Source organism: Achromobacter pestifer (genome assembly GCF_902859625.1).
Classification (GTDB): domain Bacteria; phylum Pseudomonadota; class Gammaproteobacteria; order Burkholderiales; family Burkholderiaceae_B; genus Achromobacter; species Achromobacter pestifer.
The window spans coordinates 96,359-122,970 of record NZ_CADIJX010000003.1 but is presented as its reverse complement, the minus strand read 5'-3'; the positions used below and the strand labels follow the sequence as shown (position 1 = coordinate 122,970).

The 26,612-nt window shown below is 64.5% G+C and carries 20 protein-coding genes; 10 read left to right on the top strand and 10 right to left on the bottom strand.

Annotation, left to right across the window (positions count from 1 at the left end; translation table 11 throughout):
• Positions 1-122: 122 nt before the first annotated feature.
• The 3 genes from HV753_RS12270 (at position 123) to HV753_RS12260 (ending at position 6,859) form a co-directional block, all read left to right on the top strand.
• On the top strand, positions 123-698 hold the full coding sequence (locus HV753_RS12270) for an RNA polymerase sigma factor (RefSeq protein WP_175174773.1): 576 nt from the start codon (positions 123-125) through the stop codon (positions 696-698).
• A 177-nt stretch (positions 699-875) separates the two neighbouring features.
• Complete coding sequence (locus HV753_RS12265) at positions 876-3,962, top strand: WG repeat-containing protein (protein WP_246288251.1); 3,087 nt, start codon at positions 876-878, stop codon at positions 3,960-3,962.
• A 2-nt stretch (positions 3,963-3,964) separates the two neighbouring features.
• On the top strand, positions 3,965-6,859 hold the full coding sequence (locus HV753_RS12260) for a WG repeat-containing protein (protein WP_175174771.1): 2,895 nt from the start codon (positions 3,965-3,967) through the stop codon (positions 6,857-6,859).
• Between the two features lie 18 nt (positions 6,860-6,877).
• Here HV753_RS12260 and HV753_RS12255 read toward each other — a convergent pair whose 3' ends face one another.
• The gene (locus HV753_RS12255) at positions 6,878-7,738 is read right to left on the bottom strand and encodes an isocitrate lyase/PEP mutase family protein (protein ID WP_175174770.1); all 861 of its coding nucleotides are present in this window, start codon (positions 7,736-7,738) and stop codon (positions 6,878-6,880) included.
• Positions 7,739-7,842: 104 nt separating this feature from the next.
• Between HV753_RS12255 and HV753_RS12250 the strand changes: the two genes are divergently transcribed.
• On the top strand, positions 7,843-8,724 hold the full coding sequence (locus tag HV753_RS12250) for a LysR family transcriptional regulator (protein ID WP_175174769.1): 882 nt from the start codon (positions 7,843-7,845) through the stop codon (positions 8,722-8,724).
• A gap of 26 nt (positions 8,725-8,750) precedes the next feature.
• Here HV753_RS12250 and HV753_RS12245 read toward each other — a convergent pair whose 3' ends face one another.
• The 3 genes from HV753_RS12245 to HV753_RS12235 form a co-directional block, all read right to left on the bottom strand.
• Positions 8,751-9,566 (bottom strand): siderophore-interacting protein, encoded by an 816-nt coding sequence (locus HV753_RS12245; protein ID WP_175174768.1) that lies wholly within the window; start codon positions 9,564-9,566, stop codon positions 8,751-8,753.
• 28 nt (positions 9,567-9,594) lie between these two features.
• Complete coding sequence (locus HV753_RS12240) at positions 9,595-10,239, bottom strand: PadR family transcriptional regulator (protein ID WP_425485897.1); 645 nt, start codon at positions 10,237-10,239, stop codon at positions 9,595-9,597.
• A 128-nt stretch (positions 10,240-10,367) separates the two neighbouring features.
• Positions 10,368-11,258 carry a helix-turn-helix transcriptional regulator gene (locus tag HV753_RS12235; protein WP_175174767.1) on the bottom strand — a complete coding sequence of 297 codons (891 nt, stop codon included), beginning with the start codon at positions 11,256-11,258 and terminating at the stop codon, positions 10,368-10,370.
• Positions 11,259-11,381: 123 nt separating this feature from the next.
• Here HV753_RS12235 and HV753_RS12230 point away from each other — a divergent pair, with 123 nt between their 5' ends.
• Positions 11,382-12,827: an MFS transporter gene (locus tag HV753_RS12230; RefSeq protein WP_175174766.1), complete on the top strand. Its 1,446-nt coding sequence runs from the start codon at positions 11,382-11,384 to the stop codon at positions 12,825-12,827.
• Positions 12,828-12,845: 18 nt separating this feature from the next.
• On the opposite strand, the gene proC is transcribed toward HV753_RS12230, so the two are convergent.
• Together proC and HV753_RS12220 are read right to left on the bottom strand one after the other, a co-directional pair.
• Positions 12,846-13,652, bottom strand: a complete 807-nt coding sequence (gene proC, locus HV753_RS12225) for a pyrroline-5-carboxylate reductase (protein WP_175174765.1) — start codon at positions 13,650-13,652, stop codon at positions 12,846-12,848.
• A gap of 27 nt (positions 13,653-13,679) precedes the next feature.
• Positions 13,680-14,825, bottom strand: coding sequence for an alpha-hydroxy acid oxidase (locus HV753_RS12220; RefSeq protein WP_175174764.1), 1,146 nt, complete (start codon positions 14,823-14,825; stop codon positions 13,680-13,682).
• Positions 14,826-15,121: 296 nt separating this feature from the next.
• On the opposite strand from HV753_RS12220, the gene HV753_RS12215 reads away from it, so the two are divergent.
• The 5 genes from HV753_RS12215 to dapA are packed head-to-tail and all read left to right on the top strand — an operon-like array spanning position 15,122 to position 21,513.
• Positions 15,122-16,549, top strand: coding sequence for an FAD-binding oxidoreductase (locus HV753_RS12215; protein WP_175174763.1), 1,428 nt, complete (start codon positions 15,122-15,124; stop codon positions 16,547-16,549).
• A gap of 44 nt (positions 16,550-16,593) precedes the next feature.
• The gene (locus HV753_RS12210; protein WP_175174762.1) at positions 16,594-17,676 is read left to right on the top strand and encodes an ABC transporter substrate-binding protein; all 1,083 of its coding nucleotides are present in this window, start codon (positions 16,594-16,596) and stop codon (positions 17,674-17,676) included.
• 19 nt (positions 17,677-17,695) lie between these two features.
• The gene (locus tag HV753_RS12205) at positions 17,696-18,787 is read left to right on the top strand and encodes an ABC transporter ATP-binding protein (RefSeq protein WP_175174761.1); all 1,092 of its coding nucleotides are present in this window, start codon (positions 17,696-17,698) and stop codon (positions 18,785-18,787) included.
• A 4-nt stretch (positions 18,788-18,791) separates the two neighbouring features.
• The gene (locus HV753_RS12200) at positions 18,792-20,567 is read left to right on the top strand and encodes an ABC transporter permease subunit (protein ID WP_175174760.1); all 1,776 of its coding nucleotides are present in this window, start codon (positions 18,792-18,794) and stop codon (positions 20,565-20,567) included.
• 40 nt (positions 20,568-20,607) lie between these two features.
• On the top strand, positions 20,608-21,513 hold the full coding sequence (gene dapA, locus HV753_RS12195) for a 4-hydroxy-tetrahydrodipicolinate synthase (RefSeq protein ID WP_175174759.1): 906 nt from the start codon (positions 20,608-20,610) through the stop codon (positions 21,511-21,513).
• A gap of 829 nt (positions 21,514-22,342) precedes the next feature.
• Here dapA and HV753_RS12190 read toward each other — a convergent pair.
• The 4 genes from HV753_RS12190 to HV753_RS12175 all read right to left on the bottom strand — a co-directional run bounded on the left by HV753_RS12190 (position 22,343) and on the right by HV753_RS12175 (position 26,541).
• Complete coding sequence (locus HV753_RS12190) at positions 22,343-23,170, bottom strand: IclR family transcriptional regulator (RefSeq protein WP_175174758.1); 828 nt, start codon at positions 23,168-23,170, stop codon at positions 22,343-22,345.
• 121 nt (positions 23,171-23,291) lie between these two features.
• On the bottom strand, positions 23,292-24,086 hold the full coding sequence (locus tag HV753_RS12185; protein ID WP_175174757.1) for a phytanoyl-CoA dioxygenase family protein: 795 nt from the start codon (positions 24,084-24,086) through the stop codon (positions 23,292-23,294).
• 120 nt (positions 24,087-24,206) lie between these two features.
• On the bottom strand, positions 24,207-25,322 hold the full coding sequence (locus HV753_RS12180; protein ID WP_175174756.1) for an AI-2E family transporter: 1,116 nt from the start codon (positions 25,320-25,322) through the stop codon (positions 24,207-24,209).
• Between the two features lie 151 nt (positions 25,323-25,473).
• The gene (locus tag HV753_RS12175) at positions 25,474-26,541 is read right to left on the bottom strand and encodes a LysR family transcriptional regulator (protein WP_175174755.1); all 1,068 of its coding nucleotides are present in this window, start codon (positions 26,539-26,541) and stop codon (positions 25,474-25,476) included.
• Positions 26,542-26,612: the final 71 nt, after the last annotated feature.

Below are 26,612 nucleotides of genomic sequence, written 5' to 3'. Positions count from 1 at the left end.
GTATTTCCGGCCGCATCCTTCGCCACTAGACTGGCTGGGCAGGACAACGCCATCCCTTCCGAAAGGGCCATGGGGGATCGCGTTCCTGCCCCCAAGAACATTCCCTCATCGCCGTGCCCCCCATGCCCCGACCTTCCGCGTTGACCGCCGCTGTGCCGCCTTCGCCTGCCTGTCCGGTCGGCCTGCTGGTACGCGAAGAAAGCGATCGCCTGCGACGCTTTGTCAGCCGCCATGTCGGCGACTGCTCGGACGCGGACGAGATCACGCAGCAAGCCCTGGTCGAAATGTCGCTGTCATATGACCAATTCCGTGGTGACAGCAAACCTTCAACCTGGCTCTACGGCATTGCGCTCAATCTGATCCGCAATCACCTATCGCGCGCACCGGAACGGCGCTACACGTTCCTGGACATCGACCTGCTGGTGGACGAGCCTTGTTCCCTGCCGGGGCCGGGCGCGCAAGCCGAGATGCGGGAAACGCTGGATCTGCTGGAGCAATCCATCGCGCAGATCCCGCAGGAGTTGCGCGTGCTGCTACGGATGATCTGCGTGGAAGAAGTGTCGTATGAAGACGCGGCCGCAAGGCTAGGCATGCCGGTTGGCACCGTGCGCAGCCGGCTGTCGCGCGCGCGGGCGCTGGTGCGGTCGCTCATGCATGCGCACGGTGCGTGGCACCGCGCATGGCGGTCCCCGCATTAACGTTTTCTCTTTTATCGTTACATTTCCCACGTCATTGACTGGTACCTCTAGTTACAGTGCTGCCTTCGCATAATTTTGGCAGGCACTCGACATGTGGCACGTCCGGCTTGGCGCACTCCTTCCCGCGGACACGCTCCGCGCCATCACGCAATGAGGGGCGCGCTCACGCCCCTGGCGATGGCATTGGCTCTTGCCTTGCCCGGCATCCACGCCACGGCGCAAGCCGATTCCTGGATCGACCGGTGCACCACCAGCTACTACGGCCAGGGTTCCGATACGTACTGCCATCAAGCCTACAGCGAGGGCCTGGCCGCCATGCTGACCGGATCGCGCGCGGACGACGCCGGCGTCTGGGGCTACATCGACAAGCAAGGCCGCATGGCCATTCCTCCTGCCTACTCGGACGCCAAACCGTTCCAGAATGGCCTGGCTGCCGTCAGCCAGGGCGATCTTTGGGGCTATATCGACGCCTCGGGCAAGTGGGTCATCACGCCGCGCTTCAGCACGGCGACGGGCTTTAACGCGGAAGGCACCGCGCTGGCCGAAGAAGACGACCGCGATGTGCTGATCGACCGCCAAGGCAAGGTCATCAAGACCTTTGCGCTGGGCACGCGCACGTGGGGTTTCCAGCCGGGGCAGAAGCTGGCGTCGATGGAAGTGCCTACCCCGCCGCGTCTGTTCAATACCGCGACGGGCAAGGCCGCGTCGTTGCCGGCAGGCGTGATGATGCTGGCAGCCCCCACGGACGGGTATCTGCCGGCGCAGTTGCGCGAGTCCCGCTACAACGGCTGGTGGGGCCTGTTGGATACCCAAGGCCGCTGGGCGCTGCCGCCGGACCTGTTGCGTTCGCGGGAAGCGCCCATGCGTGACGGCGGCGTCATCGCCGTGCGCCGCGACGAAAGATGGGAATTCGTGGATCCGAGCGGCGCCGCGCTGTCGCCAGCGCGCTATGAGCGGGTGGAGCAGGTAGCGCCCGGCCTGTGGCTGGTCCAGCCCGAAAACGGACGTCCGTCATTGCTGGACGCCAAGCTCAATACCCTGCACACCTTCTCGCAGCGCTACGTCGGCGTGCAAGAGCGCGACGGCTGGCGTTACCTGCCGGATGTCTTGGCAACGATGCTGATCAGCCCGGCTGGCAAGCTGACGCAACTGGCGTTGCGCGACGGCCGTGTGGACATCAACCAGGGACGAGCCTGGGTCTATGGCGTACCCCTGTCGTCAGTGGAAACCCCCGGGATAGACGCGCAGGCTACCGCCGCAGGTTCGATGGAAACAGCGGACGCCGCACAGGAAGCCGCCCCCGTCCAGGCCGAGGCCGCCGACGGCGCTCAGGCCGTCGACTATGCGGCGCCCGCGCCAGACGTGGCCGCCGCGACCGACGCTGCCGCAGCCGACAGCACCGCCATTCGCGCGACGGACGCCTCCAAGCCGGCCGAGGAAATGGTCCTCACGGACACCCCCGAAGTCGCCGCGGTTGCCGCGGCTGAAGCCGCTGGCGCAACCCTATCCACCCAGCAAGAGGACAGCGACAGCCAGACCACATCGATGGCCTCGCCGGGCGTTGAGGTCCTGTTCCAGATCTACGCGCAGGACGGCACCCCCATGCTGGATGCGGACACCGCCGCGTCATTGCATGGCTATCAGATCAGCGCGCTCTCCCCAGGCAAGACTGCCCTGCGTGACCAAGGCGCCGCGGACATGCCATTGGCGCTGCTGCGCCCCAACGACTACCAGCAACCGTCGGCAATCCTGACCGCCAGCGGCAAACTGGTCTCGAACCCGGAATGGGACGACATCGACATCTATGACGCCACCATGCCGCTGATCGTGCGGACGACAGGCGGAAAGTTCGGCGCCATTGACGGCAAGGGCAACTGGGCCGTGCCCGCCACATTCAGCGGCATCCGCAAATTCAGCGGCGCCTACACCTGGGCGCGCACCCCGGGCATGTCGCGCGGCGACGCGCTCTTGATCGATAGGCAAGGCAAGACGATACCCATTCCCGCCGAAGTCTCGGCCGACTCGGAACAGCTGAATGGCGAACTGCTGACCTACCGCACACCGGACGAAAATCGTACGCGCCGCTGGGGCATCTGGAATGTCCGCCTGGGCGCACCCGCATTGAAGCCGGCCTACGAACGCATTGAAGAGTTTGAAGACGACTGGGTCCGCGTCCAGGACAAGGACGGCTGGGGCGTCGTCAACCGCGAAGGCAAGTGGGTCGTGCGCCCCACGCACAGCGGCGCTTACGACATGGAATACCTGGGCAACGGCTTCATGCTGGTGGAAGATCCCCAAGGCAAGAACAACGCCGATCACTACGCGCAGAGCCCCTACAAGATCATCAACCTGCGCACCGGCCACGCCAGCGAAACCGTCTACGGCAAACCCAGCAAGGTCAAGGGCGGCAGCTACATCGGCGAACTGGCCGACGGCAGCGCGGTGCTCTTCGATGCGCAAGGCCGCCCCACCCGCCTCTCGGATGGCAGGCCGGAAAGCAAAGACCAGTACGGTGATTGGATCATCGTGCGTAATGACGAACGTGAAGGCGCGATCGACGCGCGCGGCAACCTGGCGGTTCCTGCCCTGTACGGTGAATTCAACCCGTTCTTCGCGCAGCCCGAAGGCCTGGCGCGCGTCAACCTGGGATCGGGCTACCGCCTGATCGACCAAAGCGGCAAGACCGTGTTGGAAAAGCGGGGAGACGGTTTTCCGCTGGCATCGATGAAGCGCCTGCTATTCACGGATTACACGGAATCCAGCTCCATCATGACCGACTTGCAAGGCCGTGAAATCACGCGCTTCGCGGGCCGCCATTCCGTGGAATACAGCCGTGCCAGCGAGGGTGTGGTGCCTTATAGCGACGGCAACGACAAATCGGGCTTTGTGAATGCTGACGGCAAGCGCGTCGTCGGTGCGCATTTCAGTGAACTCGGCCCGATGAAGAACGGCTTGGCCCGCGCACGGCGCGTGGAACGCACCGGAAAACTGTACGGCTATATCGACCTGAGCGGACGCTATGCGATCGCGCCGGCCTTCGCGTGGGCCGATGATTTCCATGACGAACGCGCAATGGTCCTGCGTTCCGGGGTCGTGGAATTCATCGACACCCGTGGCAAGACGACTGCCCGAACCGGCGTGCTGTGCGACCGCGTGGTGATCCTGGATGGGCAAGAGAACCTCACGTGGCCGCCAGAAGAGCTGACTTGCCCCGAAGTCACGAACCCGCCGCCCCCCGTCCTCGACAACGCCAAAGCAGAATAACCATGACGTCACGTGTGATCCACATCACCCGACTCGCCTGCGCCATTGCGGCGTTGGGCGGATCCTTCTCCGCGCAAGCGCAATCCGGCCACCTGTACTGCCTGAATGAAGCCGACTACCGCTCCGGGGCAGATACCGACGATATCTCGGGCGTCAGCCCCTACACCAACGGTTGCATCCGAGCGCTGTCGGACGAGCGCGCCGCCGTGCTGTTGCCCTCGGCGTTGGAGAACATCAACCGCGTGCCCATGGACCAGTCGCTGCGTCGGCATGCCTGGGGCTTCCTGGATCAGAACGGCCGCTTGGCGATCCGCCCCATCTTCCAGGATGTCGGCGATTTCCGCCATGGCCTGGCCGCCGTGCGGTGGAAAGGCAAATGGGGCTTTATCGACACGCGAGGCAGGATGGCGGTGCCGCCGCGCTTTGACAGCGTGCAAGACTACGCCGAGATCGGCCTGGCGGTCGTCACGCTGGACGGGCGCAAGCTATTGATCAACCGCCAGGGTGAGCAGGTGGGAGAGCCCTTGGACGCCGGCATCGAGAACCTGTTCCTGGCCGATGGCATCCCGGCACGGGCCGCCGTGCAGTACAAGGTGGAATATCGCTCCAGCACCGGCGAACGCCGCTTTCCCAAGCCCGGCATCGCCATCACCCGAGCCTACGGCCAGGGGCTTTTCATTGCCAGCAACGACGACCGTCGCTACGGCGTGATGGACCATGACTGGAACTGGGTGATCGAACCGGTCTACGACGGCATCGAGGCGGACCACAAGGGCATGCTGGCCGTGGCCTATGGCCGCGAGGGCGCGGTGCTGATCAGCGCCGACGGCAAGGTGATCGGCGCGGACCAGCACTACCAAAGCATCACCCCCATTGGCGGCGCATTCTGGAGCGCCGAACTCGACCGCCGCAAGGGATATGCCGTCTTGGACGTGGCGGGCACGCCCATTGTCAGCATGACGCCGGAAGAAGCGCAGGCCTCCCAGCGCTTTGGCGACACCATTGTCTATCCGTCCGGCGACAACCTGATGGCCCTGGTGCCGGGGCAGGCCGCGCCGATGACGCTGGGCGGCGGCTTGTCGCCCAACCGGGACGATGCGGGCTTCGTCGTATTCACCGACCAGGCGGGTGCTCCGGCGGGCGTGCTGACCCCCAAAGGCATCTGGGTGCATGGCGGCACGGCCCCCGCCTGGCTGGCCCAGGCAGGAGACATGGATGTCCGCCAGGGCAGGCTATGGATCAGGAAGCAGGGCGGCGGCGGCGTGCTGAACGTGCTGGACGCCGAGGGCCGCGCGCTGCTTACCCCCGAGACGGTGGAAGCGATGCAAGACCTGGAGCTGCTACCCCTGGCGCTGAACGTCGCAGGCGGGCCGTTGGGCGTGCTGAGCCAGGGGCATTGCCAATGCGGCCCTGCCGGCGCTGGCCTGCTGCTGGGCGATGGCAGTCTGGTGACCCATCCGTCATGGAAAGACCTGATCCCGCTGGATGCGCCCGACGAACGCTACAACGATGACCCGGAACGCGACAGCGGATCGGACGCATTGAAGGCCGACCAACTTCGTTACGCCGCCGAGACCGACCGCGGCATGCAACTGCTGGACGCCCAAGGCAAGCCGCTTGATCTGCCGGTGCAGCAGCATATCGGCACGTTCCGCCACGGCTATGCGCTGATCTACGGTGACGGCGTCAACCGGATGATCGACCGCAACGGCAAGACCTATGACCTGCCCGACGTCTTTGAAACGGAAGCGGTGGCGCCCGGTGTCGTCCGCTTCCTCAAGACCGCCAGCGACGATGCCCTGTGGGGTCTGTACGACTTCGTTGCCGGCAAGGAACTGGCCGCCCCTGCCTTTCACCACATCAGCGCCTTCCGTCACGGCCAGGCCGTGGCCTCGCTGGGCACGGATCGCGTGGGCGTGATCGATCTACAGGCGCGGTGGATCATCCCGGCCAGCCACTATGGCATTACCCGCATCAATGACAAGCTGTGGCGGGTGATGCAGGCCGGCGGTCAGGGCGAGGACTACGAACGCAGCGCCGCAGTATTCACCGATAAGGGCCGCGCACTGACGCCGTTCCAGCAGCGGCTGCAAATGTCGGCGGAGGCCGCGGGCTCCATCTCGGCCGACAGCGAACAGGCGCGTTGGATCATTTCCGCCAACGGCGAAAACGCGGTGAACATGGAAGACGCCACCTACGCCCGCAACGGTGACTGGCTGGAAATCCACCGCGCCGTGCGCTACGGCTATTTGAATAGCCAGGGGGGGTGGCAGATCGGGCTGACGGCCGCGATCGGTTCGACCTTCCAGGGCACGCCCGCCCGCGCGCTGTCCACGGATGCAACCGGTTCGCGCCTGATCGACGCGACGGGCAAGACCATCATCACGTTGCCGGGGGGGGATTGGCGATGGCCGTTGGGATCCTCGCTGCTGCTCAGGCATTACGCCGCCAACAACAAGATCGTGACGGATTACGCCGGCCTGGACGGCAAGACCCGCATGAAGGTGGAAGGCACGGCGTCCGCCTACACGGACGGTCGTGCGGTCACGCAGCTGTCGACCAACGCGGCTCGCGCGGTGGACAGCAAGGGCACCTTGAACGGCCCTGCATTCGATGCGCTGGGCGTCTTGCGCGATGGCCTGGCGCCCGCCCGCGCCGACGTCAACTTCGGCTACGTGGACAGCCAGGGCAAGTTCGTCATTCCGCCCGACTACAACGCCGTCACGCCGTTCGCGAACCAGCGCGCGGTGGTGTCCACGATGGATGTGTCGAAAATCCTGGACCCGGAAGGCAACACGCTGGCTAGCGTCGAAATGGTGTGTGGCATCCGCACGTTGACCGGCAGCGCCGGCCAACGCCTGTGGCCGCCGTCCTTGCCGGCACGCTGCCGCCGCTAAGCGCTTGGCGCTGGACGCCTATTGCGCGTCCAGCGCCAGATAGCGCTGCGTCTGCACGATGGCTTCGCGTTCCTTGAAGCTGGTCAGGCGGTCGGCCAATGCACTGCTGTCGCCCGTCTGTTTGATGGCGGCCAAGGTGGCCTGCATGGCGTGAATGGCGGCCCGCTGCAAGTCCGACGGGATGATCGCCAAGCGGTAACCCATCGCCGCCAGATCGGGCAGCGGAACCAGCGGCGTCTTGCCGCCATAGAACATATTGATGAGCTTCAGGCCCGGCAGGCGTTCCGCGATGGCGCGGACCTGCTCCAGCGTTTCTGGCGCTTCCACGAAGACCATGTCCGCGCCCGCCTTCACATAGCGTTCCGCGCGCACGATGGCGGCGTCAAAGCCTTCCACCGCGATGGCGTCCGTCCGCGCGATGACCAGCGCGTCGGCGTCCGACAGCGTTTGGCGCGCGATGTGCACCTTGCGGCACATCTCGTCGGTATCCACCAGGCTCTTGTCGTCCAGATGGCCGCAACGCTTGGGGAATGACTGGTCTTCGATATGGAAGGCAGCCACGCCCGCGCGTTCCATGATGCGCACGGTGCGCTCCACGTTGGCGGATCCGCCGAACCCGGTATCCGCATCCGCCACCACCGGCAGGCCGCTGGCGTCGACAATCTTTTCCACGCGGTCCATCACCTCGGTAAAGCTCAGCAGCCCGATATCCGGATAGCCCGCCGCGCGCGCAATCGCGCCGCCACTGGCATAGACGGCTGAAAAGCCAGCCGCCGCCACCAGCCGGGCCGACATGCCGTCATAGGCGCCGGGCGCGACCACGATGTCGCGCGCCAGATGCTGGCGCAACAGGGTGCTGGGTTTGAGGGGTGCGTTCATGCGGGTTCCTTGAGGGCGAAGAATCAGTGTGTCCATCATCGACCCGCCGCAATAGAATGTCCAATATATGGAAAATTGATAATCAGTACTTTTAAGGTATCGATATGGAACTGCGCCACTTGCGCTATTTCGTCGTGACCGCCGAGGCGCAGCACTTCACCCGCGCGGCCGAATTGCTGGGCATGGCGCAGCCACCGCTCAGCCAGCAGATTCGTCAGCTGGAACAGGAAGTCGGCACGCCGCTGTTTGATCGCACCGGGCGTGGCGTAGTGCTGAACGATGCGGGCCGCGCGTTTCTGATCTGCGCGCAAGACATCCTGCACCGTGCGCAGGCTGCCGTGCAGACGGCGCAGCGCGCCGCGCGCGGCGAAGTCGGCGAATTGACGCTGGGCTTCACGGAATCCGCGTCGTTCAACGGCGTGGTGACGGAACTGATCCGCCAGTACAGGCAGCAGTATCCCGATGTGGAGATGACGTTGTCGCAAGGCGATAGCGAAACGCTGGTGGCGCAGCTACGGGAAGGCGCGATCGACGCTGCCTTCGTGCGCCCGCCCTTTGCGCTGGATGGCGGCTTGACGTTCACGCAACTGGTTGAGGAACCGCTGGTGGTCGCCCTGCCGCTGGGTCACGCGCTGGCGCGGCGCAAGCGATTGGCGCCGGAGGATCTGACGCAGGAACGCTTCATCCTGTATTCGCGCAGGTCTGGCTATGGGCTCAGCGCCGACATCATGGCCGCGTGCCGGCAGCATGGCCTGAATCCGCTCACCGGCCAACGCGCGCCGCAGCTGTCGTCGGCGGTGAACCTGGTTGCGGCAGGCATGGGCGTGGCAGTCGTGCCGGCGTCGTTGCGCCACCTGCGCCCCGACGGGGTGGTCTACCGCCCCTTCACGCTGGACTGGCCGCGCGCGGTGCTGGGCCTGGCGGTGCGTCAGGACAAGCCCGGCGGCAAAGTGGAGAACCTGCTTCGGTTGGCGCGTGGGGCGTGACGGCGATCCGCGGCGATCCGCGGTGATCAGTCGTCGTGCGATTCATGCACCGCCACGGCGCCGCGCTTCCAGTAGCTGGCGGCGCGGATGCGCGTCTTGTCGACGCCATGCTGCGCCACCATGATTTCACGCACGGCCTTGGCGGTGGCGGATTCGGCCGCGACCCACACATAGCCCTCGCCTGCCGGCAGCGACAACTCGCGCGCCGCTTCCAGCAGCAGCGTGCTGTAGCCCGGCGCGGTACCGTCGCGATGTAGCCAGCGTATGGATGCGCGAGCCGCCGACGGCAGCGGGATCTGGTTGGCGGCGGAAGGCACTTCAATCAACACCAGCGCCTCTGCCGCAGCGGGCAGTTCCTCAAGGCGGCGGGCAATGGCGGGCAACGCGGTTTCGTCACCGATCAGCACGTGCCAATCAAACCCCGTGGGCACCACGAACGATCCGCGCGGGCCGCCGATGCCCAGCGTCTGGCCCGGCGCGGCCTGCTCGGCCCAGGTGGATGCGGGGCCATCGCCATGCAAGACGAATTCAATGATCAATTCGCGCGCGGCGGCGTCAAAGCGGCGCGGCGTGTAGTCGCGGGCGGCCGGCTTGGGCACGCCTTCGGGAAACTTGACGCCATCGGGGCCAACCGTGGGCAGTGCCAGCGGTTGCGAAGGGTCGGCGGGGAAGAAAAGCTTCACGTGATCGTCGAACGAAGCGGACACGAAATCGTCCAGGTCGTCGCCGGTGAAGGTGATGCGGGCCAGCAGGCCCGCGACGCGCTCAATGTGCGTCACGGTCAATACGCGCATCTTCAGGTTGTGGCGCACGCGCTCCACGTTCAGGTCGCTACGGGTCATCAAAACTCCAGGATTCGGGGGGACAGGATCAAGCACAGGGCTTGCCGTTGATTTCTGCCGTGGCGCGCGCCAGGATGGCCGCGATACGCCGTTGTTCGGCAGGCGTCGCGTCGGTGCGTTCCAGCAGCGCATGGCGGAGCGCGTGGCGGGCATCCACGAATTCGGGCAACCAGCCGGTGCGCACGTCTTCGCCTTCCGGCCCCAGGTTGCGGGGTTCGCCGCTCCAGGCCTGGCGCATCCAGTCCATCTTGCGGGCGATGTGCTTGAAGCGGTTGAACATCATGGACAAGCGATCGCGGTTGGCTTGCAGGTGCGCCTTGCCCGGTTCGGCCAGGTGGTAGCGCTTCTTGGCGCCGTCTTGCTCGACGGTGGCATAGCCCAACTCTTCCAGATAGGTCAGCGCGGGATACACCATGCCCGGGCTGGGCGTGTAGAAGCCGTTGCTAAGGGTGCCCAATGCCTTGATGAGCTCGTAGCCGTGGCTGGGGTTTTGTTCCAGCAGGCCCAGCAGCATCAGTTGCAGATCGTCGGCGGACACACGGCGGCCGCGCGTGAAGCCGCGCCCGTCGCCGCCAAAGCCATCGGCGTCACCCCGGCCGTCGGGCGGACCCGAAAACCAGTCGCCGCCCGCGGCGGCATGGTGGTGATGGTGGGAATGATGGGCGTGATGCATGGCGTGGCCATGGTGGCCGTGATGGCCGTGGTGAGAATGGGAATGGCGCATGGATTAGCTCTTAAGATGTATCTTTAGATATATATCTTACGATACACCCGCAAAAATCCAGACGTCAAGCGCGGCGTTTATTCCCTGGAACCACGCAAGGCGGTACCCGCCCCGTCCGTGCGTGCTTGCAGCCAGCGTGCAAAGTCCCCGGCGCGCGGCTCTTCGGGCGCCGGCGCGTACACCACCAAACGCAGATGGCGGCTTTCATCCACCGACAAGGTGGCGTGCTCAAACGCCACATCGCCCAGCGATTCCACATGCAATTTGCGCTGGCCCATGCAAGCGCCATGCACGTCGTGCTCACGCCACCAGCCCTTGAAATCCGGCGACACCCTTTCCAATTCATCCACCAGTTCCGCAATGTCGGGCACGCCCGCCGCGCTGGCGAAATCGCGCCGGAAGGTGGACAACATGGCGGGCGCTTGCGCGTGCCAGTCCACGAACACCTGCCGCATCGCGGGCACGGTGAACAGCATCCACAGAAGATTGCGGCGGCCGGGCGCTTGCGCCGAAAAATCGAAGACATGATCGGCGGCGGCATTCCACACCACGACGTCCCAACGCAGATTCAGGATATAGGCGGGCCGCGCGGGCAGATCGTCCATCAACCGGCGCACTTGCGGCGGCACGGTGCACCAGGTGCGCCCGGCTTCAGCCGGAGGACGTTGATGGGCAAGCAGATACAGATGACGGCGCTCGGCGGCATCCAACTTCAGCACGCGGGCCAGGTTTTCAAGAAAGGTGGCCGACACGCTGATGTTGCGCCCCTGTTCAAACCAGGTGTACCAGGCCAGCCCGACGCCGGCCAACGCGGCGACTTCCTCGCGGCGCAGCCCAGGGGTGCGACGACGGCCACCCGCTGGCAAACCCAAGTCCGTGGGGCTAAGACGTTCGCGGCGCAAACGCAGAAATTCAGACAGATCCGCACGGGTGCGGTCCAGGCGGTGAGGGGCTGCGGTATCAGTCATCAGGCGTGAAATCGGCATGGCCGTGAGTAGGCTATTGCAGCCAGTAATAGCATAAACAGCTAAATTGTATAAGGCTAAAGGTCCGCCCAGAATAGCGCCAATCCTGTTTCCGATGGCGCATTCATGACCTCCACCACCCTGCCTGCCGCACGCGCCGAACGCGCACCCGGCGCCCCCACGCTCAGCCCGCTGGGCCTGGCCGTGCTGCTGTCGGGCGGCTTCATCACCATCTTCGACCTGTTCGTGGTGAACGTTGCCATTCCCAGCATGCAGAGCACGCTGTCGGCCAGCTTCGCGCAGATCAATTTCATCATTGCCGCCTACGAGATGGCGTATGGCGTCCTGCTGATCGCCGGCAGCCGGCTGGGCGACCGTCACGGCCGCCGCCGCTTGTTCATGCTGGGCATGGTCGGGTTCGCGCTGGCATCGGCCCTATGTGGACTGGCGCCCACGGCCGACACCCTGATCGGCGCACGCATCCTGCAAGGCGTGGCGGCTGCCATGCTGTTTCCGCAGGTGTACGCGCTGATCCGCGTCAGCTACGACGGCCACGCGCGGCGGCGCGCGTTCGGCCTGATGGGCATGACGTTGGGGTTGGCGGCCATTGCCGGCCAGGTGCTGGGCGGCTGGATCGTGCATGCCGACGTGTTCGGCCTGGCGTGGCGCACCATCTTCCTGATCAATGTGCCTCTGGGCCTGCTGGCCTGGCGACTGGCCCGCCATATCCCCGAATCCCGCGAAGCCTCGGGCGCGTCGATGGACTGGCCCGGCGCGGTCCTGGTGGGCGCGGGCCTGGCCATGCTGCTGCTGGCGTTGATTGAAGGGCCGGCACGGCATTGGCCTGCCTGGACCATCGCCTCCGGTGGCGCGGCGGCCATGCTGCTGGCGCAGTTCGTGCGCATGCAACGCCGCGTACGGTCCCGGGGCGGCGTCCCGCTCGTCGACATGGCGTTGCTGGCACAACCGCGATTTGCCGCCGGCTGCCTGTTGGTGATGCTGGTGTTCTCTACCGCCAGCGCGATGTTTCTTTGCTACGCCCTGTTGGTGCAGACAGGCTTCGGACTGGATGCGTTGACCGCCGGCCTGATCTTCGCCCCCGCCAGCGTGGGCTTTGTCGCGGGGTCGATGGCAGCGCCCTGGTTGGTGGCACGCTTTGGCACGGGCGCCATCGCACTGGCCGCGCTGCTGTATGGCGGGGCCACGGCGGCGTTGATGGCGCAGGTGAGCATTGCAGGCGCGGCGTTGGCGCCATGGTCGCTGGTGCCGGCGCTGGTGTGGCTGGGCGCCGCGCAAGGCGCGGTCAACACCCCGCTGGTGAACCTGGTGCTGGGGCTGGTTGAAGACCGCCAGGCGGGCATGGCGGCCGGTGTGGTGTCGACCTTGCAGCAAGTCGGCGCCGCATTGGGCGTGTCGGCGGCAGGCATGTTGTTTGGCGGCACGTTGCAGGCGAATGCCGACGCCGACGCCCCCACGCGGTACGCCAGCGCCTTTGCGTCGGCCATGCAGTTCAACGTGGCGGCAATCGCGGCGTCGGTCCTGCTGCTGTGGTGGCTTGGGCGTCGGCGCTGAACCAGCCGCCCGCGCGGCTTATCCCGCCGACAATTCGCGCGCGCGCTGTTGCGCCTTGTGGACCGCTTGCGTGATCGCATCGGCAACACCGGCTTCACGCATATGCGACAAGGCGGCGTAAGTGGTGCCGCCTTTTGACGTGACACGATCCTGCAATTCGGTAAGCGGCACCGCATCGCTGGCGGCAAGTTCGGCAGCCCCGCGAAAAGCGGACACGGCCAGTCGGCGCGCATCAGCAGCGGAAAAACCCAGCTCCCGCGCCCCCTGCTCCATAGCCGCCATGAAGTGAAAGACATAGCCTGGCCCGCTGCCCGTCACGGCAGTCACCGCATCGATCATGGCTTCGCTGTCGGTCCAGATACGGTCGCCCACGGCGGCGAACAACGCATCGACCCGATTGCGCTCAACCGCGCCGCAAGCCGGCGTGGCGTACAAGCCCGTCATGCCCAAGCCCACCTTGGCCGGCGTGTTCGGCATGGCGCGCACAATGCGCGCATGCCCCCCCAGCCATTGCGTCAGCGAGGCCAATTCCACACCTGCCGCGATGCTGACCACCGTGGAGGCGGCCGGCAGATATTGATGAAGCTGTGCGCAGGCCTCGCGCAGGACCTGCGGCTTGGTGGCCAGCACGCACAATGTGGCATCGCCGATTTCCGGGCCCACGCTTGCGCGGCAGGTCAGGCCGCGAGCGGCCAAGGCGTCGCGCGTGGGCGCGTACGGTTCGATCACCAGGAAGTCAGCCAGATCACGACCCTGTTTGAGCAGGCCATCGATGATGGCGGAGGCCATGTTGCCGCCGCCGACGAAAACGATCTTTTCACGCATGTTGCTCTGATTCCAAAAAGAATGACTTCAAGACGGGATTAAACGCTTGCGCACCGCTGCGGCATCCAACGCGCCGATGCGAGTGCGGCCCAGCAGCCTTAGCGTATTTTCTAGCTCAGTGCGCAAGATCGCCAGCACTTCCCGCGCGCCAGCCGGGCCACGGCCCGCCAAGCCATACAACGGCGCACGGCCCAGCAGGACGGCGCGCGCACCAAGCGCCACGGCCTTGGCGATATCGCTGCCACGCCGCACGCCGCCATCCACCAGGATTTCCAGCGACTGCCCGAGCTCCGCCGCAACGTCGGGCAGCACCTCAAGCGGGCACGGCGCGCTTTCCAGCTGACGTCCGCCGTGGTTCGACAGCACGATGCCGTCCACGCCATGCGCCTGCGCGCGCCGCGCATCGGCCAAGCCCTGGATGCCCTTGATGACGATGCGGCCACGCCAATGCCGACGCAGCCAGGCCACGTCGTTCCAGCTTAGCGCCAGGTCCATCTGGCGGCTTAGCGCGGAGGCCTGCTCGGTGATGTTCTCGCGCGCGTTGGAACTGACGGCCAAGTTCTTCAACTGCGGCCCGCCATGGCGCAGCATGCGCCAGCACCAGCCTGGATGCGTCGCCAGATCCAGCAACAAACGGCGCGACGGCCGCAGCGGCAACTGGAAGCCATTGCGCTTGTCATGGTCGCGATTGCCGTGCACCGGCACGTCCACCGTCAGGAACAGCACGGTGTAGCCGTTCTGCCAGGCGCGGTCCATCAGATGTTCGGCGATGCGGCGATCACGCTGCACATACAGTTGCAGCCAGAGTTCGCCGGGTGTGGCCGCACGCACGTCTTCCAGCAGCGAGGTCGACGCCGTGGACAAGACGAACGGCAGGCCCGCCTGATGCGCCGCGCGCGCCAGATGCACATCGGCTTCCGGCCAGAACAACCCGTTCAAGCCAGTGGGGCCGACAATGGCCGGCATGGCCGCCCGCGCGCCCAGGACGGGCACGTCCAGATGGCAGTCCGACACATCGACCAACACGTCCGGGCGGAATTCCAGATCGGCATAGGCCGCGCGATTCCGCGTCAGCGCATGCCCGTCTTCCGCCCCACCCTCCAGGTAATCAAACGCCAGCCGGGGCAGCCGTCTTTGCGCCTGCCGCCGGTACTCCATCACGCTGGGAAACATGTCCCTTCCTTGATTTGCGGGAGTCAAATAGAATTGTATTTCGCACGATATGATTGTATTTCGATCATTTTGAAAATCGCAATCGGGAATGGCCACTAGGATCCGATCAAGCCTTGCAGGGCTTGGCCGCGCGGCACGCCGCGTGCTGCAAATCAGACCGATTCATCCCTAGTACATACCCTTGAATCGATTGAAATACGATTATTCAAATCGAAAAGCGATTTAAGTAATCGTATGCTGTGCCTCAATGCGCTCGGCGTTCCGTCGATCTCCGAGCCCCATTCGGGATCACAGACATGACCAACGGCATCACCCTGCTAGAAGCGTTGACCCAGGCCCTGGGCGCGGACGCCATCCTTCATTCCGACGCCGATACCGCCGGCTACACCGAAGACTGGCGCGGCCGCTACAAGGGTCCGGCGTTGTGCGTCGCCCTGCCCGGCAACACGCAGCAGGTCGCCGACATCGTTCTTCTGTGCAATGCGCACGCCACGCCGGTGCTGCCGCAGGGCGGCAACACCAGCCTGTGCGGCGGCGCCGTGCCGGACGCCAGCGGCAAGCCGCCCGTCATCGTGAATCTGGCACGCATGCGCCGCATCCGCCGGGTCGATGCCGCAAACAATTCCATGGAAGTCGAGGCCGGCTGCGTGCTGGCCACGGTGCAGGACGCCGCCGCCGCCGAAGGCAGGCTCTACCCGATCAGCCTGGGCGCCGAAGGCTCATGCCAGATTGGCGGCACCATCGCCACCAATGCCGGCGGCACGGGCGTGCTGCGCTACGGCAACACGCGCGACAACATCCTGGGCCTGGAAGTCGTGCTGCCCGACGGCGCCATCTGGAACGGCCTGACGGCACTGCGCAAGAACAATACCGGCTTTGACTTGAAACACCTGTTCATCGGCGCCGAAGGCACGATGGGCATCGTCACCGCCGCCGTGCTGAAACTGCATCCGCTACCCACCGACCACGCGGTCGCCTGGTTGGCGCCGAACAGCCCGCAGGCCGCGCTGGAGATCCTTGGCCTGTTCCAACGCGCTTGCGGCTCGCGCCTGTCAGCGTTTGAAATGATCGACAGCAACCAGCTGGATATCGTGATGACGCACGTGCCAGGCCGCAAGAATCCGCTGGCTGGCGCGCATCCCTGGCATGTACTGGTTGAACTGTCCGACACCGGCAGCGGCGCCGGATTGCAGGACCTGCTGCAACAGATCCTGGAGCAAGCCTCTGAACTGGGCTTGCTGAACGACGCGGTCGTGGCCAGCAACGACACGCAACGCGCCGCGCTTTGGGAAGTCCGCCACAGTGTGTCGGAAGGCAATAAGAAAGCGGGCGTGGGCCTGACCACCGACAGCGCCGTGCCGGTTTCAAGCGTGCCGCGCTTCATCGACGAAGCCACGGCCGCCGTGCGCCGCCTGGTTCCCGACCTGCCGGTGCTGATCGTGGCGCATCTGGGCGACGGCAACGTGCACTTCATCCCCTTCTTCACGTTCGATGCCTGGAACGCACTGCCCAACCGCGACGCCACGGCCGCCGCCATCCGCCGTGCCGTCAACGACGTGGCCGACGCGCTGGGCGGCACATTCAGCGCCGAACACGGCGTGGGCCGTACGTCGCTGGCCGAAATGGCGCACTACAAGTCACCGGTCGAACTGACCATGATGCGCGCGCTGAAGCACACCTTTGATCCCGCCAATCTTTTCAACCCCGGCCGCTTGCTGCCCTGAGCCGTCGTTCTTGATCCGTCGTCCCTGACCCGCAGGAGTCTTCCATGAAATCGACCCTCCACAACGCTTCGCGCCGCACCGCGCTGAAAACCGTTGCCGCTGGCGCTGCCGCGCTGGCCATGCCCATGATCTGGACGCCATCACGCGCCGCGTCCAAGCGCATCGTCGTACGCGACGACGGCGGCATCTACAGCAAGGCGTATGGCGCCGTGTTCTACAAGCCGTTCACGGAAGCCACCGGCATCCAGGTCGTCGGCGTGCAGGCCAACGCCGAACCCACCGCGCAGATCCGCAGCATGGTGGACACCGGCAACTACACCTGGGACATGGCCAAGATCAGCCAGCCCGCCATCCTGATGCTGACGGAAGGCGGCAAGGTCTACCTGGAAAAGCACGGCCTGGAATTCGACCCGGTCGTGGCCACCATCCCCAAGCAATACATGTCGCCCTACGGCGTGGGCAACAACGTCTACTCGACGGTGCTGGCCTACCGCACGGATGCGTTCAAGGGCCGCCGCGCCCCTGCCTCGTGGGCCGACTTCTGGAACGTGAAGGACATCCCCGGCCGCCGCGGCCTGCGCAAGCACCCGTTCGACACCATCGAAGAAGCGCTGATGGCCGACGGCGTGCCGACCGACAAGGTTTATCCCTGCGATATCGACCGCGCGCTGGCCAGCCTGGACAAGGTCAAGGCATCAGTGGACGTGTGGTGGAACACGGGCGCGCAGGTGGAACAGATGCTGGGGTCGGGCGAAGTCGACATGATCGCCACCTGGGTGTCGCGTGCGCAATCCGCCATCGCCAACGGCGCACCAGTGCAGATCGTCTGGGACCAGAACATCTGGGGTTGCGACAACTGGTCCATCCTGAAGGGCACGCCCAACGCCGATGCCTGCCGCGAATTCATCAAGTTCGCCTCCGACGCCAAGCGCCAGGCCGCGCTGGTGGAGTACTTCGCCGCTGGAGTCACGCAACCCGCCGCCTTCGACTACATCAAGGCCGATGTCGCACGCAACTGCCCGACCCACCCCGACAACATCAAGAGCGGCCTGCACATCAACGCGGCCTATTGGCTGGACAAGCAGCGCGATGTGCTTGAGCGCTTCAACGGCTGGGTCCTGAAGTAATTCCTCCTGAATGAACACCATGTCTTCCTCCAATCTGCAAATCTCGGGCCTGGGCAAACGCTACGGCGACTTCGTCGCCTTGGCGCCCACGCACCTGGACGTCGCTCGCGGCGAATTCCTGACCCTGCTGGGTCCGTCTGGTTCCGGCAAGACCACCCTGCTGAGCCTGATCGCTGGCCTGGCCCAGCCCGACGAGGGCCGCGTGCTGATCGACGGCGCCGATGTCACCTACGGCGCTCCGTATGAACGGGATATCGGCATGGTGTTCCAGAACTACGCGCTGTTCCCGCACATGAGCATCGAGGAGAACATCGCGTTCCCCTTGAAGATGCGCAAGGTGCCGGCGGCCGAAGCCCGCCGCCGCGCGCACGAAGCGCTGGAAATGGTGCGTCTGCCGCACGTGGCCGCACGCCTGCCGCGCGAACTGTCTGGCGGCCAGCAGCAGCGCATCGCGCTGGCTCGCTGCATGGTCTATCGCCCCGCCATCATTCTGATGGACGAACCCCTGGGCGCGCTGGACAAGAAGTTGCGCGACCAGATGCAGCTGGAGATCAAGCGCATCCACCGCGAACTGGGCACCACCATCGTGTACGTCACCCATGACCAGGAAGAAGCGATGACGATGTCCGACCGCATCTGCCTGATGAACGGCGGCGCGATCGAACAACTGGGCACCCCGGCCGATCTGTACTTCCGCCCTCGCACGCTGTTCGTCGCCGACTTCCTGGGTGAATCGAATCTGCTGCAAGGCGAAGTCACCGCCGTGGATGGCGACACGTTGTCGGTGACGCTGGCGCATCAAGGCGTGACCGGGCACGCGCTATCGAACGGCGCCCCCATCAAGGTCGGCCAAAAGGTCACGGTGATGTTGCGCCCGCAGAACCTGCGCGTGCGCGCCGCCACCGAAACGGGCGAAAGCGGGCTCACCGGAAAACTGCTGGACGTGATGGTGACGGGCAGCCTGACCAAGCTGTACCTGGACTTGGGCACGACCGATGCCGCGCCGATTGTCGTGGCCTACCCCACGCAACGTCAGGCCGAGCAATACGCCATCGGCCAGCCGTTGACAGTCAGTTGGCAGGCCGCCGACGCGGTGGCCATTGCGGAGTAATCGCATGACAACCCTTGCCACTCCCCGCAAACGCATGAGTCCCGGCCGCCGCCATTTCCTGATGGCGGCCCCGCTGGTCGTGCTGCTGCTGGCGCTGCTGATCTATCCGGTTGGCCAGCTGCTGCTATTAAGCGTCGTTGGCGAACAAGGCTTCAGCCTGACGCAATACCACCGGCTGTTTGAATCGTCGGTCTACGTGAACGTCCTGCTGATCACGCTGAAGATCTCGCTATGGACCACATTCTTTTCGGTGGTGGCGGGCTACCCCGTGGCCTACCTGATCTCCAGCCTGTCGGCCAAACGCAAGACGTCCCTGCTGTTCTGGGTGTTGCTGTCGTTCTGGACCAGCTTCCTGGTGCGCACCTTCGCCTGGGTGGTGCTGTTGGGCCGCAACGGCGTGGTCAACCAACTGTTGCAGGCCCTTGGCATTCTGGATGCCCCCGCCAACCTGCTCTACAACTTCGGCAGCGTGCTGGTCGGCATGGTGCATGCGCTGATGCCCCTGGCGGTCCTGACAATGCTTTCCGTCATGGAGAACATCGACCGCAATCTGCCCCGCGCGGCTTCCACACTGGGCGCACGCCCCGGCACCGCGTTCTGGAAGATCTACTTCCCGCTGTCGATGCCCGGCGTCGCGGCCGCAGCCATCATGGTGTTCGTGACGGCCATCGGCTTCTTCATCACGCCCGCGCTGCTGGGCGGACGCAAGGAAACGATGATCACGCAGATCATCATCGACCAGATCCAGCAAACCATGAACTGGGAATTCGCCGGCGCGGTGTCGGTGTTGCTGCTGGTGGTGGTGCTGGTGGTCTTCGCCATCTATGACAAGGTGCTGGGTCTGTCCACCATGACCGGCGGCGCGTCCACCCGCGTGCGGGCCTCCGGCAAGGAAAGCCTGTCCCGCCGCGCCGGCGATGCCGTGCTGACCGTGCTGGCCAATATCTCCGATGCCCTGTTCGCGTTGCTGCCCAAGCGGCTGCGCCGTTCGGTATCGGGCACTGGCCAATCGCGCACCTTGTGGTGGGTGGTGCTGGGCATTCTGGCCTTCCTGAGCGCCCCCGCCTTCCTGATGATTCCGCTGTCGTTTGACTCGGGTTCGGGCCTGACATGGCCTCCCAAGGGCTTTTCGCTTCAGTGGTACGAACAGATGTTCACCTCGCCCGTCTGGATGCAGGCGATTACCCGTTCGCTGATCGTGGGCGTGGGCACGGGCCTGCTGGCCATGTTGATCGGCACGCCCGCCGCCTTCCTGCTGGTGCGCGCCAACATGCGCGGCAAATCAGCGATGCTGGCCTTCGTGCTGTCACCCATCGTCGTGCCGCGCATGATCATCGCCGTGGGCATGTTCTATTTCTTCGCCCGCGTCGGTCTGGTGGGTTCCACGATCGGCTTGATCCTGGCGCACACGGTCGTGGCCGTGCCTTACGTGGTGATCACCATGATGGCAGTGCTGCGCAACTACGACACGCGCCTGGACCTGGCCGCGCAAAGCTTGGGGGCTGGCCCCTGGGCCACGCTGCGCTTCGTGACGTTCCCCATTCTGGGGGCCGGGCTGATGTCGTCATTCCTGTTCGCGTTCGCCACCTCGTTCGATGAACTGACGATTGCGCTGTTTGCCTCCGGCGGCCTGAACGCCACCTTGCCCAAGCAATTCTGGGACGAAGTGACGTTGCAGATTTCCCCCGTGATCGCCGCCGTCTCCACGTGCCTCTTCATCTTCATTGCCGCGCTGATCTGGCTGGCCGACCGGTTGCGCCGCCGCAGCCTGGCCAACTGATTCCATGCGCGTTTGTTTTACCTCTTAGGATTCTCGCAACATGCTGAACGCAACCCATCTACGCGGTGTCTTCCCCGCCATCCCGACCCCGGTCAATGCCGATGACACCATCAACGTCCCGGCCGCCCGCGCACTGATCGCCTACCTGCTCAAACAAGGCATCGACGGCATCGTGCCGCTAGGCGGCACGGGCGAATACGGCGCGCTGGCCCGCGCCGAACGCATCCGCATGTGCAAGCTGACGGTTGAAGCCATCGAAGGCCGCGTGCCGGTGATTCCGGGCGTGCTGGACCCCGGCTTCCACGACGCCCTGCAAGCCGGCCACGAATTCGCCGACGCCGGCGCCGACGCGCTGATGGTGCTGACCCCGTACTACACCACGCCCACGCAAGCCGGCATCCGCGACTACTTCCTGCGCTACGCCGACGCCTCGCCGCTGCCCGTGATGATCTACGAAATTCCGTACCGCACGCGCATCGCCATCGCGCCTGAAGTGCTGCACGAACTGTCGCGTCACCAGAACATCATCGGCATGAAGGCATGCAACACCGACATGTACCACTTCCTGCGCACCGTGGCGGGCGTGGATGAGTCGTTTGCTGTCTTCAGCGGCGAAGACACGCTGCTGCCAGTGCACCTTGCCGCCGGCGCGCGCGGCGGCATCGTGGTCACGGCCAGCTTGTTGCCGACAGCGTGGCGCAAGGTGTATGCGCTGGCCTCCGAAGGGCGGACAAGGGAGTCCATGGAATTGCATCGCCGTTTGATTCCGTTGATGGATCTGGCGTTTGCCGAGACGAATCCCGGGCCGATGAAATCGGTGATGGATCTGATTGGCGTGGATGCGCCGGCAGTGCTGCACCCGTTGGTCGCCCCCGCGGATGGGTTGCAGGCAGCATTGCGCCGCGAATTGATTCCGTTGTTGAAGGAATTTGAAGGGGTGGTTTGAGAGGTTGGGAGGGGTGGTTTGAGCGGGGTGGTTTGAGCGCGGTGGTTTGAGCGGGGAGGTTTGAGCGGAGTGGTTTGAGCGGGGCTTGAGTGGTTTGGGGAGATGATGGGTTGCGCGCGATGGGGTGTGGTGTTCTTGTGTTTAATGTGCCGCGCTACACCCATCCTACGCCCATCCTCCGCACATTCACCGCACATTCACCGCACATCCAGCGCACATTCACCGCGCATTCAACGCACATCCAACCCACATCCAACGCACATCCAGCGCACATCCACCGCGCATCCAATACACATCTCGCGCGCATCTCACGCACATCCCGCGCCCGTCGCACGGACTCGAATTCGCCCATATCGCAAAGCGGGCACCGTCACGACGTCTCACGACCCTGTATGCCGATTGTGGCCGCCCGCGCGGCCGCAATCGGCGGGCCCCGTACCTCTCGTCATTGAGCACGGACCTGACGGCGCTACAAGCCTAGACATCGGTAGCTCATTGGCATGGGCGTCTTGGACGCGAGCAACCTCGATGCGCCCGAGGGAATCTGAAGGGAAGGCCAAGGGCCTGGACGAAGATGACGACGGGGCAGTCCGGAGCGGACGCTCCGGACCGCAATCGTGGGCGCGAGCGTCCAAGATGCCCGTGCCAATGAGCGGGCCACGAAGCGCAGCAATCGTCCCGCTACATCACCCCCGAGAAAGACAAACAACAACAGCCCCAAGCCATCACCCAGCTACCTCGCTCACGAGAAAGACAAGCAACAACAGCCCTAAGCCATCACCCCGCTACATCGCCCACGAGAAAGACAAGCAACAACGGCCCTAAACAATCACCTCGAATACGCCGAGAACTTGGACTTGGAGATCGACGTCGCGGCCACCTGAACATGGGGTGCCAACTCAGCCTCTACCCGCGCTACGGTCCACCGTGTCGTCGGCACGGAAATATTGATCGCGGCAACCGCCAGCCCACGATGATCGATCACCGGCGCTGCCACCGAAATATCCCCCAACACCGTCTCGTTCACGATAATCGCGTAACCCTTCTCCGCCACTCGCTGTACGCGGTCCAGCAGCTTGTCGGGATTCACTTCGGTATAGGGCGTGATCGCTTCCAGCCGCGTCTGGCTCAGGATCTCGCGGCGCTGCTCGTCCGACAGGCGGGACAGGATAGCCGTGCCCGATGCCGTGAAAAACGCCGGCAGACGACTACCCACCGCGATATCCACATTCACCAAATGGTGGCCGGGAAAGCGCGCCACGAAAACAATCTCGTGGCCATCCAGCTCTTGCAGATTCGTGGTCTCGCCCAACGTCCGGCTGATGTCCAGCAGATACGGCGACGCCTTGTCGATCAACTCATTCGCGCGCACGTAGTTGTATGAAAATTGCAGCACCTTCGGCGTCAGGCCGTAATTGCGCGTATCTGGAATCCGGCGCAAATAGCCCAGCGTCTCCAGCGTGTAAACCAGGCGCTGGGTCGCGCTGCGATCCAGGCCGGACTCGCGCGCGATATCGGCCAGCGTCATATGGCGTTTTGAACCGTCAAACGCATGCAGCACTTGAAAGGCTTTTTCCGTGGAACCGACAAATAGCGAAGACCGGGTCTCGGTCGGCGCCTGCGGTTTTTCCGTGTCGTCTGGGGGTAATTTGCGCACAGGGAACAGCCTATTGAGTTCTAGGGATGCCACGCAAGAATCAACACGACGAGGGTACATGCCGGCCCATCATCGCGTATTGCGCTCAATTTAATTGTAATTCAATTATTAATAGCAAATATCAATTACTTTCGAGCGATCCCACAGACAGATTTCCCAGCGGCACGCCAGCTTGCGAGGCCGATCGCGTACCCGGAAGCGGGTGGCAGGACTGCGGGTGATACGTATGCACCACCGATAACTTCACCCGGTCGCTGCGGTTGCCCTGCGCCGCATGCAAAGTGCGGCAATGGAAGAACACCACGTCGCCAGCTTCGAGTTCCGGGCACACGGCCCGCGCGATCCAATCGGCATTCTGCGGCGCATCGTCGCGAAAGAATTTCTGGCCGTCGAACTGGTCGGGCGTGAACGCCGCCGCATGCGAACCCGGGATCAAAGACAATCCACCGTTCTCGCGCTTTTCCGTGCCCAACGCCAGCCAACAGGACACCAGGTCCGTATCGGAAAACGACCAGTAGCGGATGTCCTGGTGCCAGCCGGTCAGACTGCCATAGGCGGGATGCTTGGTCATGACGCAATTGTGATGCACCGTGGACAACACCGCGGGCTCACCGAAGTAACTGGCCAGCCATTGCGCAATGCGGGGGTCGGCCGCCCATTGCGCGAACAAGGGGTCACGCGCATAGGCATTGAGCAGCCGGCGCACGGTCAGCCCGCCCTCGGCAGCGCGCGACTCCGGCGCACCCGGATAGCGCAGATCGGCTTCGTATTCGATGGGAGCCACGTGCTCGCGCAAATGGCGTTCGGCCAGCGCACGTAGCGCCGCCACCTGGTCGGGGCCAACGAATTGGCGCGCAACCACAAACCCCTGCTCGCGCAGGACGGCTATCTGATCATCAGGCAGTAACCCGGACATCTCGATCCTCACACCCCGCGGCGTATGCGAAGCGTCTGCGGGCGGGGCAGGCGCGTACCGGGTCAGGCGCCGGTATACGCGGGGATGGCTAGATTACCAAAAGCGCCGGGTGCGCCGGCCTCAGGCACGGGGTGTTTTTTCAACCGATGGCGCAACGGGAGGATGCAAGCGGGCCGCGTCACGCTCTTGCACTTCGTGGTGCACCCATTCGCGCCACACCGCCACCAGCAATGCCATCAGCACCGGGCCGACAAACAGCCCCACGATGCCCATGGTCTTCACGCCGCCCACCAAGCCGAAGAACGTCGGCAGAAACGGCAGCTTGACCGGGCCGCCCACCAGGCGCGGGCGCAGCGTCTTATCGACGATGAAGAGTTCGACGCTGCCCCAGACCATCAACGCGATACCCGCAACCAGATGGCCAGAGCCCACCAGATACAGCGACACCAACGTGAACGACAACGGCGCACCGCCCGGGATCAACGCCATGAATCCCGTGACCACGCCCAGCAACACCGGCGACGGCACACCCGCCACCCAGTACGCAATGCCCAGCACCAACCCTTCGCCCAAGGCGATCAGGCCCATGCCGGTGACGGTGGAATTGATGGTGGCCGGCACCACGCGCGAAAAGCGCTGCCAGCGCGCGGGCAGAATGCGTTCGCCCAGCACATCCAGCTGCGCCACCATGCGGATGCCATCCTTATAGACAAAGAACAGCGTGATCAGCATGAAGAGCACGGTCAGCAACAGTTGGAACACGTTGCCCGTGGCCGCCAGCACCATGCGATAGATGTTGCCCAGATGTTCGCCGCTGACGGCTTCGACCAGCGCCCCCAAGGCGTGAGGCTGGCCAATATACGATTCCCAATACTGGCCCAGCCGTTCGCCCACGGCCGGCATCGAGGTGATCCAGTTGGGCACGGCCACACCATGGCGGTTGGCCGCAATAGCCCAGGCGAAGAAGGTGCTGGCTTCCTTGATGGCATAGGACAGCGCAAAGGTCATCGGCACGATCAGCACGACGACCACCATCAGCAGCGCCAGCGATGCCGCCACCGCCGTGCGGCCGCCGCAGCGTGCCACCAGCCGCTGGTACAACGGCCAGCTGGCCAAGCCAATGATCAGCGCGGCAAGCGCTGGAACGAGGAAGCCACTAAGGAAGTAAACCCCTGCCAACAAGACAAGCAGCAGCAGCCAACGGGCGATCAGGTAAGCGGGTAGAACAGGCTGCATAGAGCGGATCGACAGTAAGGGCGTTGTAGGCTTTGACTGTCGGACTATACAGACGTTTCAAGAAATACGAGGGACACAAGCCCTGTATTTACTACGGGGTTTCCCGTGGTGGCCCAGCGTGGCGGGCCGGCCGGCCCGCCACCTCAGACGCTTACAGGGCGTACTCGGCCGCCTCTTCGCGCGCGCTGCGGCGGCGCGGCGGTGTCGTTTGAAGCAAGGCCGGTTCGGCTTGCGGCTGCACCATGGCGCTGGGCATGCCGAGTTGGCGCTGATAGACACCACAACTGGCCGCCGCCGGATCGGTTTCGTCGCGACCGCTCAGCAGCGGGCAACCGGCAAACAGTTCCGCCACCCAATCCGCAAAGGCGCGCACCTTGGGTGACAACTGCCGGCTTTGCGGATACAGGACGGAAATAGCGGTGGAGCTAGGCTTCCACTGCGGCAGGATCTCGATCAATTCGCCGGTTTGCAGGTGCGGCAACGCCATGTAGCGCGCGGTCTGGATCAGCCCGAAACCCTTCAGGCCGCAATCCAGGTAGGCGCCGGCTTCGTTCACCGCCACCGAACCCTTCATGTCCACTTCCTGGTGCTTGCCGTCCACCTTGAAGTCCCAGGCGCAATTGCGGCCGGTGCGGCTAGAGAAATAATGCACCGCGTGGTGGTCGCGCAAGGCTTCGATCGTTTGCGGCATGCCGTGGCGTGCCACATAGGTTGGCGACGCGCAGGTCACGGTCTGCAAGGTGCCGATGCGACGGGCCACCAGGCTGGAATCTTCCAGCTCGCCCGCGCGAATCACGCAGTCCACGGCCTCTTGCACCATATCCACGGGACGGTCGCCCAAGCCCAGCACCAGCTCGACGTCCGGGTATTTGTCGTGAAAATCACACAATGACGGAATTAGAATCAGCCGCCCGATGCACGTGGGGACGTCGATGCGCAGCCGGCCCTTCAAGCGCAGGGCCGCTTCCTGGAAACAGGCCTCGGTTTCCTCGACGTCGGCCAGGATGCGCACGCAATGCTGGTAATAGCCCGCGCCATCCGGCGTCAGGCCGATACGGCGCGTGGTGCGATTGAGCAGGCGCACGCCCAGCAGGCGTTCGAGGTTCTGAATGATGGTGGTGACGGTGGTGCGCGGAAGCGAGAGGCTGTCGGCCGCCCGAGTGAAGCTATTGGCGTCCACGACGCGCACAAACACCTGCATAGCCTGAAAACGGTCCATGGCGACGGTGTCCTTTTGAGCAAATAAGTCGGGGTGAACGGAGCATAACCCGATTTCGCCGCCGATTAGTC